The sequence below is a fragment of the Streptococcus parasanguinis genome, assembly GCF_040908565.1.
Lineage (GTDB): Bacteria > Bacillota > Bacilli > Lactobacillales > Streptococcaceae > Streptococcus > Streptococcus parasanguinis_AC.
In genome coordinates this window covers 136,251-155,605 of the sequence record NZ_JBDGEA010000002.1, presented here as the reverse complement: position 1 = coordinate 155,605, position 19,355 = coordinate 136,251, and the positions used below count along the sequence as shown (strand labels likewise).

Genomic DNA, 19,355 nt, shown 5'->3' with positions numbered 1-19,355 from the left:
CAACATCTATTTGAAATGACCATCTTTCATGTAAGGAGAGAAGATTTGAATCTCTTTCTAAGAATTTCTACACAATAGAAAAAGTGGATAAAGAAACATTCTTCTATCCACTTTATTGTTTACAGCTTTTATTCGCTACGTAAAGATTCCACTGGGTCTTTCTTTGCGGCGATGCGTGAAGGGATGAGACCAGCTAACATGGTAAGGACAATGGAGATACCGATCAAGATGAGCGCTGCTTCCCATGGTAACCGCGCCACGTTCTCCACGTTAGTCATTTTCGCAACGACGGCATTGATTGGAAGTGTTGCAAGGAGTGTAATTCCGATACCGAGCACTCCGGATATAAATCCTTCGATGGCTGTTTCGGCAGTGAAGATACGACGGATGTCTTTCTTCGAAGCCCCCATTGCACGTAAGATTCCGATTTCTTTTGTACGTTCGAGAACCGAGATGTAGGTGATAATTGCAATCATAATCGATGATACGATGAGCGAGATGGCTACGAAACCGACAAGTACGGTTGTAATCACGCCCACCATTGTCGTAATCGAAGACATGATGGTTTGAATATCGTCGGAGTAGGCGAGCACTTTGTCATCTTCGCCGGCATCTTTTTTAGCCGTATTATAGGCGTTGATGAAGTCCTTCAACTCTTGTTTTTGTTGGAACGAAGAGGTGTAGAACTCGATGGCAGCCGGTTTGGATTTGTCGATGACACCCAATTTCGCGAGGTTTTCCTCGTAAGTGGCAGCCGAGTTTTCGTTGTATTGTTGGATGTATTGCGCTTGTTGTTCAGGCGTCAATTTGACCAATTGGATTTTTTCTTCTTCGGTTAAATCAGCCGAATTGAATGGTTTTGGATCTTTGGCAAATTCTTTTCCAGTAAATACATTGATGGTTGGGTTGGCTTCTTGCTCTTTTACGATGTCACTGTTTTGAATTTGTTCAGAAGTGTAATCGATAAGGGCGCTTGTATAAGCCACACCGCCAGAAGGAGAGTTCACACCAGAACTGGTGCCTTCTTTTTGACGAAGAACACCGACGATTGTAAGCTCGAGGCCATTCTCGATTTGCGTCTTCATGTAGGCTTCGTCGTCAATTTTATTCATCCATTGGTTGTTTTCTTTCACGAAACGGTTCGTGTTCACAACGGCTTTGAATGTTTTCCCGATGAAATCACTATATTGATACGTTTGTGATTTAAGTTCGTCGAGTTTCTTTACATCGTTTAATTCGCTAGGGTCTTTGATGCGTAAGCTATAAAGGAGCAGGTCACTGATTTGGTTATCTTCATCCACGATAAGGACGATTTCAGATTTATCCTTCGGAAGGCGACCTTCTAGCACATCATATTGCGCATTCAGCATCTCCTGGTCGCTTGACAGTTGGCTCCAGTAGTCGATGTTTTGCAAATAGCCTTTAATTGTTTGGTTGGCCGTATCGACTTCGTCCGCAAGGTTAGACGGAAGAATGCTCTTTGGACCGTTGGAGGTGTCACTGGCGTAAATATAGGGTTGTAAATTGTACTGGTAACGAATATCTTTTGTAAGGTGTGCGACTTCTGAAGCGTGTTTATCCAAGTAGGTTTTGAAGGACGCGAGGTCATTTTTCCCGATTTGTTTTTTCAATAGATTCGTTAAAAGCGTATTGACACCGAGTTCGTTTTTATCCCTATAAGGCTTTTCACTCAAGTCTGGAGAGGTTGCCATCAGATTACTCTGGTTCTGCTCGCTAATCGTCAATGGCAAAGAGACAAGAGTGTCTTCTTGCACCTTTTTCACATAATCGCTCACACCGTTTGAGAGGGCCAAGATCAGGGCAATCCCGATAATCCCGATGGAACCAGCAAAGGCAGTCAGAAATGTCCGACCTTTCTTCGTCAATAGGTTATTAAACGAAAGGGACAAAGCCGTCAGAAAGCTCATCTTTGTCTTTGTAAACTGAATGTCCCCTTGTTTGGGTTCTTCGGTTGGTTCGTATGGATTCGAGTCGCTTAAGATATTTCCATCTAATACTTGTACGATACGTGTAGAGTAAGTTTTCGCCAGTTCTGGGTTATGCGTCACCATGATCACTAGACGTTCCTTGGCGATGTCTTTTAATAACTCCATGATTTGAACAGAAGTCTCAGAATCGAGCGCTCCTGTTGGCTCATCAGCTAAAATGACTTTAGGATTATTGACAAGGGCACGCGCAATCGCGATTCGCTGCATTTGTCCACCAGACATTTGGCTTGGTTTTTTATATAAATGATCTTTTAAGCCAACGCGTTCAAGTGCTTCGATGGCACGCTTCTTGCGTTCCGCTTTGGAAACACCAGAAAGTGTCATTGCAATCTCGACGTTTGAGAGTGCCGTTTGGTGGCCGATAAGATTATACGACTGGAAGACGAATCCTATGGTGTGGTTTCTGTAGCTATCCCAATCGCGGTCTTTAAATTGCTTGGTTGATTTTCCTTGGATGAGTAAATCACCCGATGTGTATTGGTCGAGTCCACCGATGATATTTAAGAGGGTGGTTTTCCCTGAACCCGATTGTCCGAGAATCGAGACGAACTCATTTTCACGGAAACGAATCGAGATATCCTTCAAAGCGTGAAACTCTTGATTCCCCGTATAATAAACTTTTGAAATACGTTGTAGTTGTAACATATACTCGATCCTTTCATAAATATGAGTAGTCTATCACAATTTGAATCGGGAGTCAATATATTAAATCAATGATTTCTAAAATATCCTCAACAAAGGAATGATCGATTTCCATTAATGATGGTGATGGTGGTGGTGATCATGTCCATGACTTTGACTGGCTTCCAGCTCTTCGATATTTCGCTTGTGAGCTCGGTGGGTTGCCAAGTCTTCATCCACTTCGATGGTGACATTTTGAAAGCCACTCTCTTTGAGCAAGTCTCGGATAGACTCTTTACAGACCTCCATATGTTTGACATGGTCCAGACAAACATGGACAATAGCATTCTTCTCTAAGCCGTCCATGGTCCAGAGATTGAGCTGATTGATACTAGCGACATTGTCCAACTGCTCTAAATCATTCTTAACTTGATTGATATCTACCCCTTCTGGCACAGCATCCAGGAAAATCTTAAGCGTGCTCCAAAAACGTGGAATGGCTTTGGAGAGAATAAAGAAGGAAATAGCAAGAGACAAGAGGGGATCTAGGATATACCAGTCCGTAAATCGGAGGACAATGGCCATCAAGATGACGGCCAACCAACCCAAGGTATCTTCCAGAAAATGCAGGCTAAGAATGGATTCATTCTTGGTTTGCCCTTTGCGAATGACAAGGCTCGCTAGCACATTGACACTGATAGCAATCATTCCCAACCAAAGAAGCCCTTCGTCATTAACGGGCTGAGGGTGGAAAAGCTTGCTTACATTTTCTAAAATCACCATACCAGATCCGGTCATCAGAATGACTGCCGTTACTAAAGCCCCTAATAAGCTAAAACGCTTGTAGCCTAGGGTATAGCGACTATCTTCTTGACGATTGGAGATCGTTTCTAGAAAGGCCGAAAGGCCAATGGCTAGAGCATCCCCCAAGTCATGGACCGAATCAGCGAGGACTGCACTGGAACCAAAGATTCCCCCTGCAATAAACTCAACAATGGCAAAACTAAGATTCAAGAAAAAAGCCAGCCAAACTGCACGTTTTGAACTCATTTTTTTACCTTCCTTTGGTATAATAGTAATAGTATTATCTTCTCACTAGTATTATCTCTAACTCTAAAAAGAAAGGATAGGGGCAAACTGTTTAGGATGTACGTTACTGAACAATTTGTTCAAAGTGTCCATATGACAACACAGGATCGTCGTATTACCAAAACTAGAAAAGCTATCTATCATGCTTTTTTACACTTACTCAATGAAAAAGACTACGACATCATTACCGTTCAGGAAATTATTGACCGTGCTGATGTGGGGCGTTCAACTTTTTACAGCCATTATGAGAGCAAGGAACTTTTGCTGGATGAACTCTGCCAAAAACTCTTTCACCACCTCTTTGAGCGAGATGATCAGCTCTCTCCCCAAGACTACCTAGCCCATATCTTTCAGCATTTCAAGAAAAATCAAGACCATGTGACCAGCCTCTTGCTTTCAAAAAACGATTATTTTATCCGGCAGCTGCGAAAAGAACTAGAACATGACGTCTACCCCATGGTAGCTGAGAAACTGATTCAATCTCACCCCAACATCCCCCACTCTTATCTCAAACACCTAGTCGTAACTAACTTCATTGAAACCCTCAGCTGGTGGTTGAAAAAAGGCAAGACTTACACCGAACAAGAAGTCATCCAGTTTTATTTGGAGATTTTAAACGTCGCTTCTAACTAAAGTGCGACTTTACATCATGTATCATAGAAAGGAAAACTATGCTCCTCCCCATTCTACTCGGCTTTTTTACAGCCTTATTTGCCCTTGCTTTTGCTCTTCTTCATTTATTAGTCAGCCTTTCCGAATTAAAAAAGGGCAAGAAGACCCTTGGAATTTACCTACTTTTTCTAGGAAGTAGCCTTGCGGCCTTCTCTCTCATTCTCTACTTCTTTTTGCCGATTGTCGCACTATTTCTTTGGCTGATTAGTTGTGGGTTGATTTGCTACGGAGCCTATTGGAATGGTAAGCACAAAGAAAACTTCCATCTAGCCCACCATATCATTCGGATTGGAATCGCTCTGATTCTTACCATTTTGTTAGCCCTCATCTAAGAAAAACTCAAGTTTTATCAATGAAAACTTGAGTTTTTTGGTAGTTACGAAATCAATAAGGAATTAAAAATCCTGCTTTTCTTTGAACATTTTAATCTTTTCTTGGCAGTAATCCATTAATTTCTGTGCTTTTTCAAATGAGTAGTCTTTTTCAGATACAGACTTGACTTTCTTTTCATCAAAATAGTAGCCTGTCAAGCCCCTGACTTCCTCTGATAAGGTGAGATAATAACCTGTTTCAATCCCCTGATCTAGATCTTTCGATAGAGACTTCATCAGGCGTCCGAAGAGAGTCTTTTTCGTCTTTGCATCACTGGAATTATTCCCTAAGTTAGTCGTGATAAGACCAGGATGATAGGCATTAATAGTGATATTTGAACCTTTTAAAAAGAAATCTCTTGCCAGATATCGTGTCATCCAGATGGTATAGAGTTTGGAATTATTATAGGCCAATCCGGGATTGTAGTTGTTCTCAAATCCAAAATCCAAATCCTTGACCTTGGCAAAATGATGCATATAGGAAGAAGTATTAATGACACTGCCGTCAGGCGCTTTTTCTAACAAGGGGCTTAGCTCAGTTGTTAACAGATAGGGAACGAGAACGGATAACATAAAAGTCAACTCGACATTTTCAACACTCGCTTTTCGTTCTTTTCCTGCATACAGTCCTGCATTGTTAAACAAGACATCGATCCTTTGAAAGTCTCGCTTGATTTCCTCTACAAATCGATAAACATCATCTAATTTTGAAAAATCTGCCAAGTAGCTCGAAACTCTGCCTCTCAGGGAAACGGCCCGAACCTCTTGAAGCGCCAATTCCAGTTTTTGAGGATTGCGACCATGAAGAATGACCTGATGACCTTCACTGGCCAGTTTCTTTGCCAAATGTTTACCAATGCCATCCGTAGCACCTGTTATTAGTATGGTTTTGACCATATTAGTCCTCCAAGAAAGCAATGAGTTCTTTTGAAAACTCTTCTGCATATTGGAAGATCGAACCGTGACCAGCATTTGGATAGATGATGAGCTTACTATCTTTTATTTTCTCATGCATATCATAAGAATTTTCTGTTGGAACCTGCATATCCTTGTCGCCGTTGACGATTAAGGTTGGTTGGGTGATAAATCTTAGGTCGTCTTGAGAATCTTTCCCCCAACGTTTAATAGCTTTGAGTTGCGTCAAGAAACCAGGCACACTCATGTCTTTGTCCGCAAATTCCTTGGTGCGCATCCCCATTCGTCCGAGAACTTTCAAGGCTTCGATTTTTCCTTGCTCATCATGGTTATAGAAGATATAGCGTTTAGGATCGATGCGCTCAAGTCCCGCTTTAAACATATAGTTAAAGGTTTTCCCTGTGACCTTATCGACCTCTTTTCCTCCTCGAGGTCCTGTTCCTGCCAAGATGAGACGGTTGACCAAATCATGCTTGATTCGGATGATTTCTTGGGCAATCATGCCTCCCATAGAAAGACCAAGGAGATTGATCTTATCGTAACCAAGGGCTTTTACAAAGGCAATTGTCTGCTCAGCCATTCCAGGAATGGTTGGAGCCACTTTGCCTTGACTGGCTCCCACACCAGGAAGGTCGACCACAATCACATGGTGTTTTTCAGCAATCAAGTCCAAGAGTTTTGGATCCCAGTTGTCGAGGGTTGCTGCCAAATGGACCAGCATCAGAAGAGGTAGTTTTGATTTGCCTTTGCTGAGTTCTCGATAGGCGATTTTGTTTCCATCGACAGTGATGTATTGAGTTTTAGTTGTAAGATATGACATTGTGTTTTCCTTTTTATTTCTTAAAGCTGAGGACCGTTTTTCCACGTGAGCGACCATTAGCGACCTTGTCTAAGGCGCTATTCACTTCTTCAAATGGATAGACTGTATCGATAGATGGCTTGATTTCCAATTTGCTAAAGAGGTCAGCTACCTCTTGTAATTGAGCACCATTGCTTTCCACAAAGATAAAATGGTAGTGAACGCCGTATTTGTCAGCCATCTTATCAAATTTGCGACCGGCTAGTCCAAGTAAGATTTGTTTCCATTTTGGCAGGTTCATACGTTTGGCAAAGTCACCATTTGGCATAGCACGGAGGGAAACAAGCTGACCACCTTTTTTCATGATAGACATTTGTTTTTCAGTCTCAGTGCCACCAAGGGTATCAAGGACATAATCAACCTGGCTAACCGTTTTTGTATAATCCTCTGTTTTGTAATCGATAAAACGATCTGCTCCTAGGTTCAATACACGTTCAGCACTATCTCCAGCCCCATTGGTAATAACCTTCAAACCTTTGGCCTTAGCAATCGGAATGGCCATCCCACCGACACCGCCTGTACCACCAGAGATAAAGATCGTTTTGCCAGCTTGAGCACCCATGAGTTCTAAGGCTTGCATAATAGTCAAGGCAGTCAAAGGCACAGCAGCGGCTTCCTCGTCTGAAAGATAGTCTGGAACTTTAGCTAGAGCCTGACTATCGACAGCTAGGTATTCTGCAAAGGCACCAATGTGGTCGAGTGGGAGACGTCCAAAAACTCGGTCTCCGACTTTGAGATTTTTGACTTGTCTACCGGTCTCTTCAATGATACCGACCACTTCATTTCCAGCAGTTTGTGGAAGTTTGTAAGGGACGATCATCTTTACTTCACCACGGGAAATCATGTTATCCAGAGGATTAACACCAGCTGCGGTGACTTTGACTAAAACTTCTTTGTCTGTGATACTTGGTGTTGCGATTTCTGTGATGTTAAGAGTGATATTCTTTTTGTTATAAGTAGTATGTTGTGCAGCTTTCATTGTCTTCTCTTTTCTATTTTTTTGTTGTATCTGATATAGATACAAGTACAGTCTTTTTAAAACTGATCTGTATGCAAATCAGTTTCGTTTTTGTTTGGCATCTTTATAAAGATTGTTAATGACATCTTCTAAGGTTTGCTGGGCTAGTTCCTTCTCAAGTTGAGCTTCAGCGCTAGCAAATAGTGGTGAAACGGCAGCCTGGATATGTTTCCCTACTGGGCAATCCGGATTGCTATTTTGATGAACTGGAAATAGGCTGATGTGGCTGACTTCTTGTGTCGCAAAATAAATTTCAAGTAAGGTCACTTCCTTTGGGGACTTACTGAGTTGATAGCCTGTTTTTCCTTGATGGGAAGTAATTAAGCCAGCGTTTTTCAATAAGGAGATCACCTTACGAATATAACTAGCGTTGGTTCCGACGCTCTCAGCCAGAGCTTGTGAACTTAGGTTTTCCTTACTCTCACTAATCATGGTTAGGATATGCAAGGCTACTGAAAATTTTGTATCCATATAAACTCCTTTGGATAACTTGTATCTAATACAAGAACAAGTATAACACAAATAAAAAGAAAAGCAAGACTTTTGCTTCACTTTTTTAAAAACGATCAAGCCATCAACACCATGAGAATAGGAATGACCACCATGGTAGCAAGGGTCGTCTCTGTCACCATGACCGCTGCGTAATCACTATCAGCTCCGTAGAGTCTGGCAACGACCGGGGCATTGGTCATCACTGGCATAGCGGACTGGATGATAAAGACTTGCTTCATCAAGCTTGGAAGAGGGGCCCAGTAAACAATGGTCGCCATTAGGAGTGGAGCAACCAGGAAACGCCCTATTAAAATTAATAGCTGATCTTTTCCAAGCACCAACTGCTTCACGCCTACATGAGATACCGACAAACCGATGAAAATCATGGATAGAGGGGTTGTTAAATTGCCCAGATACTGCAAATCACTGGCTAGAAATGCAGGGAGCTTTATCTGCAGTATCACCATGACTAGTCCCAAGATGAAGCCCATCAGAGGAGGTGAAAAGACTTTTTTCACACTCGTTTTGAGATCAAACTGAGCTTCTCCCTCACCGTCTCGCTGGATCAAGTAGGTCCCCAAGGTCCAGAAAAAGGTCGTATTACACATGTAATAGATCAAAACATAAGGAATACTGGCATCCCCGAAAAGGGCTTGGTTAATGGGGAGTCCCACGAAAATGGTATTGGAGTTAAAGAACATGGAAATAAAGAGGCCACGGCGGTCCTGTCTCACTGCAAAGATCCTGGCTACTCCTGTCGCTATTCCAAGCAAAACGACCATAGCCAGGGCAGGAAACCGCAATGCTGGCAACATTTTTAGGAGATCAGCCGCTGTAAAACGCTGTGTAATGGTATAGAGCATATAGCAAGGAAGAGCAATTTGAGTGACCAGTTTAGCGATCAGTCCACGTGACTTGTCATCAAACCAGCCTTTTTCACCAATGACAAAGCCCACTAAAATCATCCCTAGGATGACCAGGATACCTGATATGCTCCTCAAAAAGATGTCCATGTTTTCTCCTTTTACTTCTTTGAAATGAGAGTTCTTCTACAAGCTCTCAAAAACTACTCTAGTATATCACAAAAAGAGGTGGAGCAAAATGCCCAACCTCTTGTATTTTATTGATTGTTACTAGTAGCCTTTCTTGGCCGCCTTCGTCCATTGGTACCAACCAACCAGACTATTGATCAAGTAAATGAAGTATTTCCCTTGAATTTGAAAGCTTTTTCCCCACCAAAGATAGATGGAGAATACATTGGTAGCCGCCCAGAAAATCCACTGTTCGCGGTAGACAGCCGTCATCAAGAGTTGGCCGACACCATTGGTCGCATCTGTAACGGAATCCCGGAAAGGCCGATTGGCTCCAACTGATTGGTAAATATAGCCAAATACCAGCCACCAAATGGCACTGATCGACAAGTACTTGGTCCAACCTACCGCATCCAGCTTACGAGCAACAAACTCTTGCTCTTCCTTTTTGAACTGGGCCTGGTAGATCAAAAAGTGTTAAAAATAAGACAGTAACCTCAGAATAGATACTGTCTTATCTCTTTTTTTTACTTAAAGCCTTGATAGACTTGACAAATGGTAGAAAAGAACCGTGAGTTCTTGCCAGAAGCTGAAGTTAATCCTTCAACCTGGAAAAACCGCAGAGGTGACTTTTTCTATACATCTCGATTTTTCTGGCAATAATCATTAACCGATAAATATGTCTGTGAATCACCCAACGACTCCGCTATGTCCATAATCCGCGGTGGTAGTAATCCCACTCGCTGGACAAGTTCGCGATCGCTGAACAATTCCCGTGGACTGCCGGCGAAGCTAAACTTCCCGTGTTCCATAACATACACCGACTCAAACTCGGCGGCGACCCAATCCATGTCATGGGTGATGGTCACAACTTGGTGGCCCGAATCAGCCAACTGATGGAAAATTGCGGTCAACTTGCGCCGGCTTTCCCAATCAAGCGACATCATCGGCTCATCAAATAAATAAATCGCCGGATCCACTGCCAAAACTGTGGCAACGCTCAACAGCTTGCGTTCCGACAATGACAGGTCATATGGACTTTCAGCTGTTTTATCATCCAAGCCAACTCTTTTTAGAGCCGCTAAAGCCCGACTCGTAATCGTGTCGTGGTCATCCATGACCTGCGCGACACTCCACTCCACCTCTCGTTGAACGGTCGGGTTGAAAAGCTGATCGTCAGGATTCTGAAAAGTAATCCCAACCTTCAGTAACTTTTCGACTGGTTTAAGATCATTAAAATTTTCTCCATCGATCTTAATCACACCGGTTTGTGGTGTCAGCAAGCCCGTCAACAATTTGAAGAGCGTTGATTTGCCAGCACCATTTTGGCCGACAATCGCCACCATCGGATCGGCGAAGTGTTTGTCTTCAACATCCAAGCTAAAGGACCGTTCCGGATACGTGAACGTCAGGTGTTTCAGTTCAATTGTGGACATAACGAACCTCCTTCAGTTCAGCGTCATTCACCGGATACCGGCCATCAGCCAAGTGCCAATCCATTTTTTGAGCAAGTTGCTGTATTGTCGGGGCTGGAATCTGCCAGTCAGCTGCCAAATGATTAAACACCTCACCCGGCTTGCCCTGGGCTACCATTTGACCCTCGTGCAGCACCCACACAACGTCGGCGACTTCGCACAAATCGTCAATTTCACTGGTGACAATGAAGACAGTCGTCTCTTTGACTTGGGCCAGCCATTGGAAAAATTGTCGGCGGCCAAGGGGATCCATCTGACTGGTCGGATCATCCATAATCAAAACAGCCGGGTTAGCCGCAATCGCCGTGGCAATTGCCAACCGCTGGATCTGACCACCGGAAAGGCTCTCGGGACGCGAATTCAGCTGTTCAATCAGCCCCATTTGCATGGCAACTTCTTCAACCCGTTTTTGAATCAGTCCTTCAGCCATTCCCTGATTAATCAAGTCAAAGGCGATTTCATCGGCAACCTTTTCTGCCAACCCGCTTAGTTGGCCAGCTGGATTTTGCAGTACAACTCCATTCATGGCATTATAAACGGGCCAATTGTCGGACACTCGCTGGCCAAACATGTGCCAGTCGCCCTCAATCTCAGCAGACACAATTTTGGGAATGACCCCTGCCAGCACACGGCACAAAGTCGATTTGCCGGAGTGGCTATTCCCGATAATCCCAACCACCTGGCCGGCATGAACCTCCGCGTTAATCTGACGCAGTTGTGGTTGCTCAGTACCCGGATAACGGGTGGTCAAATTTTCAATTACAATCCGTTTATCTTCGTCCATATCTTCCACCCAATCAATAAAATTGCCAATCCAGTCAGACCAATGTGCAGCGTCCGCGACAGGCGATACACGCGCTGGGAGGTTCTGACAGTCCGGTTGGGATTATCAAAACCTCTCAGTTGAAGAGAAATCGACCGCGCCATCGATTGATCCAAGGTCTTAATCACCAATGGAATTAGAACCGGTAGGACTGACTTTAATTTCTGAATCAACGTTTTTTGCGGATTGGTTCCGCGAACTTTTTGTGCCTGCTGGATTTTCCGCATATTGCGCATCATTTCCGGCAAAATATAACACACCGACATCAGAACGTAGACGGTTTTATAAGACAATCCGGACAGTTCCAAATAGGCTGCGTTTTCTGAAATACTCGTGGTCACCATAAAAAAGCCACTGGTCAAAATAATCACCAATACTCGACAACCCAGAGTGGTGGCGTAAATCAGGCCTTCTTTGTAGAACGACACCCCAAGCACAGAAAACAGCACAGTTTGATTCCGACTGTAAAATAACCCTTGGATGATCAGCATGGTGCAAATCAGAAACAGGCTGAATCCCAGCGCCTTAAAGATGGTAGAACTCAATTTGGAAAATAACAATAGCAGTGTTGCGACAAGAATTAATCCGGTCTGAAGCAATAAATTCATACTGGCAAAGCTCAACAACGTCATGTCCAAGATGAACAAGAGCTTAGTAATCGGATCGATCACCTGGTACCACTTGAGCTTGACCCGTGGCGCTCCAGAAATCAATGTTTGATCAGTCATCATTTATCACCGCTAAAGAAGTGCACCATCCGCTTCGGCAGCTGACGATAGATGAAGAATGCCAGGTAGGCCACGCAGACTTTATCCAAAATATCCAAGACAAACTCATCGGTAAATGAGGCCAGCCACACTGGTGCATGATTGGCGACCATTACCGCAAACAATGAGTCACCCCAAGCGATACCGGTCTGACCACCCCAAAAGATGACATTGAGTGGCGTTGAAATGACAGCTGAAACGATGGCAATAATAATAGCAGAAACAAATACTCGTCGCGCTGACGAGAACCACCCATTGGCGTGCAAAACTCCGACAGCAATCCCAATTCCGATGCTGGTAATCGCATACACGGTTGAAATTGGCGATAAGGTCAGCCCATAGATCACGTTGTTGATGAAACCACTGATGGCACCGGCAACCGGCCCAGCCAACATGCTGGCAAGAAAGGTTCCCAAAGACCCCAGCCAAACGGGCAACTTTAACCCCTCTGCCAAGGCTTTAGCAACATAGTTAATCCCCACGGCAGCGGGAATCAAAGTCATGGTGGCAGCACTTAACTTAAATTTCCAAATACTGGTACGATGAATCGGTTCTGTTTTCATAATCTTCTCCTTTTGTTTTTAAAGAGCCGTGTCTGTTTAGACTTTCGGACGCAACGCTCTATAGATTTTTATGCTTGAACTGCCATCATTTTAGCAGAATCACCTTAGTCGACATCGGATCTTCTCCTTAAAAACACTTGTTCAACAGTTCACAATTAATCATACTCTCTTTTTCTAAAATGTCAAGGTTTTTCTGAAATTTTCTTAAAAATGTTGGGGAAAGAATTTCCAATTACAGTCCAAAGCTTTATTGAAAGGTTTGTAACTCCCCATCATCCGATCATTCTGTGCCAGAAGAACAAAAAAACAAACACCATTTCTGGTGTTTGCTTCATTTTAGCCTAGCTTATTTTTTCTTTTTCTTCAGAATATAAGCAGCGATACTTGCCAAGACAAAGGCTAAGACAAGACTAATGATAGAGATCGTCGTACCCGTATTTGGTAAGAATCCTAAGATCTTGCCTGGTTTCTTCGGCTCTGGTTGGCTTGGTTTTTTAGGTTCAGGTTGACCCGGTTTCTTCGGTTCAGATGAACTTGGCGGAGTTGGTTGTTTCGGATTTTCTTTTGGAACATGCTTGTTAGTAATCACCGCATTTCCTTTTTCATCCTCTACCTTACTTGCTTCATAGCCTTTTGGAAGATCTACTTCTTCCACATGATAGCTGATCGCTTGGCCAGCTTTATTTTCAGGCAAGTTGCTGAAGGTGTGAGTCCACTTATTGTCCGCAGACAATTCAACCGGATCTCCTACTTTTTCATCATTTGCATACAATTGAACCTTAATAGATTTTGGACGGAGGCCATCTTGGTCATTGGCATCATCCCATTTCTTAGTGACCTTCACGTCTCTATGGGCTGGTTCATGAGTGTTTGTCAAGACAACATTAGCCTTGTCCTTATCATTTACCGTCACCTTGTAACCATCTGGGACAGCTACTTCGTTAACAGTATAGGTGATCGCTTTCCCAGCAACCTTGGCATCAAGGTTTTCAAATGCACCTTTCCAATCATTCGCTGCAGAAAGTTCTAATACTTGGTCAGTAGGAACGCCATCTTTGTACAATCGAACTTGAATGCTTGTTGGGCGCAGACCATCTTGGTTATCAGCATCTTCCCATTTCTTACTCACTTCTACCTTGGTCTTTTCTGGTTCGTGCGTATTAGTCACAACTACTTGACCTGGATTCGTTGCTTCGACGGCTTGTGTGTAGCCTTCTGGAACATCGATTTCTTTGACGGTATAGTTGATAACTTGGCCAGCTTTCTTCTCGTCAAGGTTTGAGAAGGTATGCGTCCATTTGTTTTCTGCTGACAATTCAACAGCTTGACCAACTTTTTGATCGCCAGCATAGAGTTGAACCTTGATTGCTTTTGGACGAAGGCCATCTTGGTCGTTGGCATCCTTCCAGTTTTTTGTAACAGTGAGGCTCGTTTTACCTGGTTTGTAAGTATTGGTAATCGTTGTTCCATCAATCTTAGTGGTGTAATTGTCCACTTTGTCTTCTGTCACTGTGTAGACAACTTTTTGACCATCTTTATAGACTGGTAGATCTGAGAAGGTATGCGTCCATTCATTTCCTTCACCAGTCAGATCAAGAGCTTGCACCTCTGTTCCATTTGCCAAGAGGTGAACTTTGATGGTCGTTGGACGAAGACCATCTTGGTTTTGTGCATCCTCCCAGACTTTCTTGACGGTAACTGTCGTTGTCTCAGGAGTGCGTTTATTGGTGATGGTTGCTTTTCCATCTGTGAAGCTAGCTTCTTCTGTATCGACCGTATAATGAGTCGGTACTTTCACTTCTTTGACCGTATAGGTATTGAGCTTGCCATTGCTATCTTTATCTGGAAGGTTCGTAAAGTGAGCTTTCCAGTCTGTTGCAGCAGAGACCGTGACTGGTTTTCCTTGCGCTTTTCCATTCTTATAGAGTTGGAATTCGACACTTTCTGGGCGAAGCCCTTCTTGATTGTCTTGGTCATCCCAAACTTTTGAAGCTTCAAGATCGATATACTTGATATCCGCTTCATTCGAAATTTCTAGAGGAAGGGCTTTTGAGCCAACAGCTTTTCCATCCACTGTAACGTGGTAGATTTGCTTGTCTGCATCATAAGCAACAACTACTGCATGTTCAGTTTCATCCAACTTATAGTTTGCAGGTGCTTTGGTTTCTTTGAGCGTATAGGTTCCTTCTGTCAAAGTGTTAAAGGAAAGTTCTCCATTTTTATCAGAAGTTGCCGTCGCAACAACCGCACCATTTGCATCTGTCAAGGTAAATGTAGCACCTTCAAGGGCTTTCTTCGGATCGTCCTTATCGACTTTCTTGACTTGGAAAGCTGCTGAGAAGATTTGTGCGGATACGGTATTTGACTCACGGTTTCCTTGGTGGCCTTTGGCCTTGTATCCAAATTGGTTATGGGCTTGGACCACTCCTGAACGTCCACCGTTGTCTTCATTATCTTTGGTACGTTTTTGCATCAAGTCTTTGACGTCGTTTGTCAACTCAGTTGGGTTAACAACTGGGACACCAAAGTTTGCTTCACTACGGGCTGGGATCGTCGTTCCTTTATCCGCCACAAACTTGATACCTGTCACTTGACTGTAATCAGCTACGGCTGCCGTCCAGATATCCTTATCTGCCGCCTGCTCCATGGTGTCGCTTGTGACACTAGGATCTGTCGTGTAGTAGGCTGTCCAGCCTTCAGGAGCAGCTATAGGTCCACGGAGACTAACCGTATATTCAGTCAAACGATTCGAACCATCTAGGGTATTGACATCGTTTACTTTTGGTAGAGCATCGTAAACAACTGCGTCTTCGACTGGCTTGTCTGTATTATTTTTAATGGTGATCTTGTAGTTAAAGGTTTCACCAGGCTTGAAGGTACGAGTGACAGCAGATGCATCTGATAGATCATCATTTTTAGCAATGTATTTGCGGGCATAGATTCCTTCAGCTGCGACAATCGTATAATTTGATTGAGCATAAGGAATCTTATCGGTTGTTGAACCATTACCGTTCAAGTCATAGACGTCTTCGGTAACTCGATCAGGGTTGGCATTTTCAAGATCGTGGATTCCGTCTCCTGCGACATAAAGTTTATTGGTAAAGGTTCCACCATCATCTTTCCCTTTTAGTTTTGCATAGATGAATGGCAGACGAACCTGACCATTTTTTTCAAGAGAAGCTTTAATAAACTTATTCTGGTCCAAATGCATCACAATAGCCGTGCGACCAGAGTTGCGATAGTTTTCAACGACATCGTAGCTCTTGAAGAAGTTCATACCGTTCTCGCTAGAAGCAAGGTAACGATTTAAATCTTTAAAATCGACATCCAAAGTATTGGGATCATAAAGATCGATCACCCGAAGATCGCCATAATTCTTATCAGGATCAAGGATAACTCTTGTTGCTACCAGACCGAAACGAATTGTCTTCCCATCTGTGTATTCCACATCGTTGTAATCCGTCGTTTTGGAAATCTCAAAACTTTCCTTCAATGGAATGAGTTTGAAGGACCAATCTGCCGACTGATCTTTGGCAACGTTTGACTGTGTTTTATAAGTCACACGACCTGTATTCTTGTAGACATTTTGGGTCGCATCATTTTCATCGTAACGCGTCTTTTCAGGATCCTTGAAGCTTGTATAGCTATGGAGGCGAATTCCCTGACCAGATTGAAGGACAAAATCATCCTTCATTTCCATCCGCCAGCCTACAACCGTTCCATACTTGGTCAAATCAATTAGACCATTTCCATCTTTATCTGCTTCTGACTGGATTTCTTTGGTGCTACCATCTTCCATGGTCAGGATAATTCGTTTGACAATGGTATGGATTTGCTTCCCAATACCATAGCCTCCTTCCATCAGACGAGTATAATCGATCTTAGTAAACTTCAAGCGATGGTCCACAGCCTCATCGTAAAAAACAAAATTCTTCTGAGGTGCAGGGGTATTGTTTTCGAAATTTAAAAGCCATTTATAATTAGCAGCCTTGTATTCGGTTGAGTCATAAACATCCCCATCTGCCCGTTTAGCAAAGCTTCCAGCACCTTCAAGGTCACGTGAAGTCAAACGGAAAATAAGGGAATCTTCCGCTGTAATATCTGGTTCTCCCTCTCCACGGTTGTCAGGAATTCCTACGATGCTACCAGTATTGGTCAAATCCTTACTAAGAACGTCCTTGAGGGTTTGGTCTTTTTCTAAGACCAAATCAGGGAATTTCAAGTAGAGGTAACTTGTATCCTTGATTTTGGTCATAAATTCTTGGTGATAAGCTGCTGGATTGTTGCTTGCATCCGCCTTGAAAGTCTTCGTAACGGTACCATCTCCATTGTCTACCCAGCCTTCAGACTTGGTTGTATCAAGAACAGCTGTGCGAGTCTTCCCACTCTTATCTGTATAGGTTGGTAACTTATCAGTGATCGTTGCTGATTCTAACTGACGGTATTGACCACCGTATTGACCACGCATTCCGTCCAATTGGAAGGCAAATGGGACAGAAGTTGGTGTTTCAATATAGTTCTTTCCATCCGCACCTTTGACAATACCTGGCATTGCTTCCGCATAGTCCTTAGACATGGCTTCGTTCAAGTTTTGGTTGATGTACTTGGTGAAACGATAATCGTTGTACTTAGGCTTCCAAATGATATCATTGAGCGCTGTTTCTTGCCCATTGATATTCAGGGTCCCCGTAATATCCAATGAATAATTTGTTGGTGCATAACCAATATTAAATTTTCCAATAAATGGTAGAGTTAGGACTTCTGACTTTTGGTAATTGTTAAAGTGAAGTGTGACTTGATAATCATCTCCAACTTTTGTAACCGTTGGTTTATCATGCTCTGAAGCACTATTGAAGTCAGGAATACTAACTTCTCGTAGGTACTTCCCAGGGACATTCAAGGTAACCGTTACCTCATTAATATCCGTTGTCAAATTCTTAGGGGTAATCTGGATGTAACCAGACATGGTGTCACCTGTATAATAGGACATGCCACTTGGATGGTCTTGTTTGTCCCCATATAAGAGAGTGACATCCAGAGCCCCACTATCTCCGACCGCTAGCTCATTCGCAAAAGCTGTAATAGCTCCTTGCCCAATTTGACCTAGCATCATGAGAATCGTTAAAATGGCAAATCCTTTTTTAAGGAAGATTTTCCATAATGAACTCATCTTCTTCATTTTGTGTCTCCTTTATTTATTGTCAGCCCAGACGAATAGGCTTTCACTCCTATTTTATCATATAGAATTTCTAAATTCTCTTCTTTATAAAATAAAGTTTTAATATTTATTTAATATAGACATATTTCGCAACAATGTCTATATTACAAGTCACTATCTGGTAATGTTTTCCCCTTTCTTTTATCCAAGTGCAAGAAAATAAAACATCTATAAACGAGGGAATAGACCTACCAATTCTTATCTCTCCTTAATTTTTTTATTACAAAAAAACTCAAACACAACTGCTTGAGTTTTGTACACCCTACTATTGATTGGTTATTTCATCTAACTCTTCACCATTTGAAGGAATCCTTTGTTTTTCCTTCTATATCGCACCCATAGCATGGCCACTCCAAAGAGATGACTGCCAAACAAAGCCGTTACAAAAATCAGTTTGCCCCTGTCTGGATAAGAAAGCGGAAGAGTTCTAAACCCGTAGCGAGCCAACTCAATAAAGATCGGATGCGAAAAGTAAAGCGCCATACTCATCTGCTTTAGGTACTGCAAATCATAGCCTTTCAAAAAGGATGATTGCAGACAAGCATTGACCAAATAGACCGTCACAAAGGGAAGGAGCAAGAAAAAGTTCTTATCGATTCCTTCATGTTGAAAAATGATGAGGCCTTCTAAACAGAACAGTCCAAAGGAAAGGGCCACTTTTTGCCAACGGTGAACCCTAAAGGTTTGATCATAAAAATGATCATACAGATAGTAACCCATATAGATAAAAACAGGCGTGTAAAAGAGACCATTTCGCGCTGTGAAAAATAAATTGCTGTAGAGCTGGTAGCCTTTGAGAAGACTCGTGGCGTCCAGATAAGCCGAATAGGTCTCGATCAAGCCCCAGCAATAAAGGAGCAAGGTGATCACACCCGTCCAAACCATACCTAGGCGTTTGACCAATTGATTGACCAAAAACCAGCCCAGCAAAAAGGCCGGGATATACCAGAGTTGGTAGCACATTCCCAGATAGATCAGTGCAATGAGAACACCTGCTGGGAAAAGATAAACAGGGAGTTTGAGGCTAGAAAAAAAGATCCAGGCATATGGTAAATAGACACAACTCCAAAATAGATAGGTTTTAACAATTTTGACCAGATAGGCCTTCATTTTCTTAGAATTCCCTAGGGATTGCTTGAGGAAAAAGCTGGCACAGACGATAAAAAATGGCACCGCTAGCCGTCCAAGGATGCTCTTAAGTCCAAAATGCAGTGGTTCATAGGATGTTAAGCGACCACTATGCACCAAAATCACTGCAATCGCAAAGAGGTATTGAAACAGACTAATACTGGAAGTGTTATAGAGGGAATTCTTTTGCATGTTCCTACTCCTTGTAAAATGCAGATTCTATGGTTATTTTAGCATGAAAGGGAAGGTCAAGCAAGGAATCTTACATCCTTATCTACCTTTTTTCCTCTATTTTTGATATACT

15 protein-coding genes and 1 pseudogene are annotated in these 19,355 nt (G+C 42.8%); 2 read left to right on the top strand and 14 right to left on the bottom strand.

Features of this window, described 5'->3' with window-relative positions:
• Positions 1-128 precede the first annotated feature (128 nt).
• Positions 129-2,654 carry an ABC transporter ATP-binding protein/permease gene (locus AB5Y61_RS01855; protein ID WP_368402881.1) on the bottom strand — a complete coding sequence of 842 codons (2,526 nt, stop codon included), beginning with the start codon at positions 2,652-2,654 and terminating at the stop codon, positions 129-131.
• 111 nt (positions 2,655-2,765) lie between these two features.
• Complete coding sequence (locus tag AB5Y61_RS01850) at positions 2,766-3,680, bottom strand: cation diffusion facilitator family transporter (protein WP_368402880.1); 915 nt, start codon at positions 3,678-3,680, stop codon at positions 2,766-2,768.
• Positions 3,681-3,812: 132 nt separating this feature from the next.
• Here AB5Y61_RS01850 and AB5Y61_RS01845 point away from each other — a divergent pair, with 132 nt between their 5' ends.
• Both AB5Y61_RS01845 and AB5Y61_RS01840 read left to right on the top strand, forming a co-directional pair.
• The gene (locus tag AB5Y61_RS01845; RefSeq protein WP_368402879.1) at positions 3,813-4,352 is read left to right on the top strand and encodes a TetR/AcrR family transcriptional regulator; all 540 of its coding nucleotides are present in this window, start codon (positions 3,813-3,815) and stop codon (positions 4,350-4,352) included.
• 38 nt (positions 4,353-4,390) lie between these two features.
• On the top strand, positions 4,391-4,723 hold the full coding sequence (locus AB5Y61_RS01840; protein ID WP_368402878.1) for a glucuronide permease: 333 nt from the start codon (positions 4,391-4,393) through the stop codon (positions 4,721-4,723).
• A gap of 63 nt (positions 4,724-4,786) precedes the next feature.
• On the opposite strand, the gene AB5Y61_RS01835 is transcribed toward AB5Y61_RS01840, so the two are convergent.
• The 12 genes and pseudogenes from AB5Y61_RS01835 to AB5Y61_RS01780 all read right to left on the bottom strand — a co-directional run bounded on the left by AB5Y61_RS01835 (position 4,787) and on the right by AB5Y61_RS01780 (position 19,243).
• Complete coding sequence (locus AB5Y61_RS01835) at positions 4,787-5,659, bottom strand: SDR family NAD(P)-dependent oxidoreductase (protein ID WP_368402877.1); 873 nt, start codon at positions 5,657-5,659, stop codon at positions 4,787-4,789.
• Between the two features lies 1 nt (position 5,660).
• Positions 5,661-6,497, bottom strand: coding sequence for an alpha/beta fold hydrolase (locus AB5Y61_RS01830; RefSeq protein WP_368402876.1), 837 nt, complete (start codon positions 6,495-6,497; stop codon positions 5,661-5,663).
• Between the two features lie 13 nt (positions 6,498-6,510).
• Positions 6,511-7,515, bottom strand: coding sequence for an NADP-dependent oxidoreductase (locus AB5Y61_RS01825; protein WP_368402874.1), 1,005 nt, complete (start codon positions 7,513-7,515; stop codon positions 6,511-6,513).
• A 78-nt stretch (positions 7,516-7,593) separates the two neighbouring features.
• The gene (locus tag AB5Y61_RS01820) at positions 7,594-8,025 is read right to left on the bottom strand and encodes an Rrf2 family transcriptional regulator (RefSeq protein ID WP_368402872.1); all 432 of its coding nucleotides are present in this window, start codon (positions 8,023-8,025) and stop codon (positions 7,594-7,596) included.
• A 95-nt stretch (positions 8,026-8,120) separates the two neighbouring features.
• A complete protein-coding gene (locus AB5Y61_RS01815; protein ID WP_368402871.1) occupies positions 8,121-9,059 on the bottom strand; it encodes an AEC family transporter in 939 nt (312 codons plus the stop codon).
• A gap of 120 nt (positions 9,060-9,179) precedes the next feature.
• Positions 9,180-9,545, bottom strand: a pseudogene (gene pnuC / locus AB5Y61_RS01810) (nicotinamide riboside transporter PnuC); the annotation flags it as partial.
• 167 nt (positions 9,546-9,712) lie between these two features.
• Positions 9,713-10,513 (bottom strand): energy-coupling factor ABC transporter ATP-binding protein, encoded by an 801-nt coding sequence (locus tag AB5Y61_RS01805; protein ID WP_368402869.1) that lies wholly within the window; start codon positions 10,511-10,513, stop codon positions 9,713-9,715.
• Positions 10,500-11,336: an ABC transporter ATP-binding protein gene (locus AB5Y61_RS01800; RefSeq protein WP_368402867.1), complete on the bottom strand. Its 837-nt coding sequence runs from the start codon at positions 11,334-11,336 to the stop codon at positions 10,500-10,502. Before AB5Y61_RS01800 ends, AB5Y61_RS01805 begins: the two co-directional genes overlap by 14 nt.
• Positions 11,312-12,103: an energy-coupling factor transporter transmembrane component T gene (locus AB5Y61_RS01795; RefSeq protein ID WP_368402866.1), complete on the bottom strand. Its 792-nt coding sequence runs from the start codon at positions 12,101-12,103 to the stop codon at positions 11,312-11,314. Before AB5Y61_RS01795 ends, AB5Y61_RS01800 begins: the two co-directional genes overlap by 25 nt.
• Complete coding sequence (locus tag AB5Y61_RS01790; protein WP_195487526.1) at positions 12,103-12,705, bottom strand: ECF transporter S component; 603 nt, start codon at positions 12,703-12,705, stop codon at positions 12,103-12,105. Before AB5Y61_RS01790 ends, AB5Y61_RS01795 begins: the two co-directional genes overlap by 1 nt.
• 346 nt (positions 12,706-13,051) lie before the next feature.
• Positions 13,052-17,884 (bottom strand): Cna B-type domain-containing protein, encoded by a 4,833-nt coding sequence (locus AB5Y61_RS01785; RefSeq protein ID WP_368402864.1) that lies wholly within the window; start codon positions 17,882-17,884, stop codon positions 13,052-13,054.
• A 324-nt stretch (positions 17,885-18,208) separates the two neighbouring features.
• Positions 18,209-19,243, bottom strand: coding sequence for an acyltransferase family protein (locus AB5Y61_RS01780; protein WP_368402863.1), 1,035 nt, complete (start codon positions 19,241-19,243; stop codon positions 18,209-18,211).
• Positions 19,244-19,355: the final 112 nt, after the last annotated feature.

Coding starts and splice junctions, on each gene's coding strand:
- AB5Y61_RS01855 (WP_368402881.1), bottom strand. CDS start 2,654: ATGTTACAACTACAACGTATTTCAAAAGTTTATTATACGGGGAATCAA.
- AB5Y61_RS01850 (WP_368402880.1), bottom strand. CDS start 3,680: ATGAGTTCAAAACGTGCAGTTTGGCTGGCTTTTTTCTTGAATCTTAGT.
- AB5Y61_RS01845 (WP_368402879.1), top strand. CDS start 3,813: ATGACAACACAGGATCGTCGTATTACCAAAACTAGAAAAGCTATCTAT.
- AB5Y61_RS01840 (WP_368402878.1), top strand. CDS start 4,391: ATGCTCCTCCCCATTCTACTCGGCTTTTTTACAGCCTTATTTGCCCTT.
- AB5Y61_RS01835 (WP_368402877.1), bottom strand. CDS start 5,659: ATGGTCAAAACCATACTAATAACAGGTGCTACGGATGGCATTGGTAAA.
- AB5Y61_RS01830 (WP_368402876.1), bottom strand. CDS start 6,497: ATGTCATATCTTACAACTAAAACTCAATACATCACTGTCGATGGAAAC.
- AB5Y61_RS01825 (WP_368402874.1), bottom strand. CDS start 7,515: ATGAAAGCTGCACAACATACTACTTATAACAAAAAGAATATCACTCTT.
- AB5Y61_RS01820 (WP_368402872.1), bottom strand. CDS start 8,025: ATGGATACAAAATTTTCAGTAGCCTTGCATATCCTAACCATGATTAGT.
- AB5Y61_RS01815 (WP_368402871.1), bottom strand. CDS start 9,059: ATGGACATCTTTTTGAGGAGCATATCAGGTATCCTGGTCATCCTAGGG.
- AB5Y61_RS01805 (WP_368402869.1), bottom strand. CDS start 10,513: ATGTCCACAATTGAACTGAAACACCTGACGTTCACGTATCCGGAACGG.
- AB5Y61_RS01800 (WP_368402867.1), bottom strand. CDS start 11,336: ATGGACGAAGATAAACGGATTGTAATTGAAAATTTGACCACCCGTTAT.
- AB5Y61_RS01795 (WP_368402866.1), bottom strand. CDS start 12,103: ATGACTGATCAAACATTGATTTCTGGAGCGCCACGGGTCAAGCTCAAG.
- AB5Y61_RS01790 (WP_195487526.1), bottom strand. CDS start 12,705: ATGAAAACAGAACCGATTCATCGTACCAGTATTTGGAAATTTAAGTTA.
- AB5Y61_RS01785 (WP_368402864.1), bottom strand. CDS start 17,884: ATGAAGAAGATGAGTTCATTATGGAAAATCTTCCTTAAAAAAGGATTT.
- AB5Y61_RS01780 (WP_368402863.1), bottom strand. CDS start 19,243: ATGCAAAAGAATTCCCTCTATAACACTTCCAGTATTAGTCTGTTTCAA.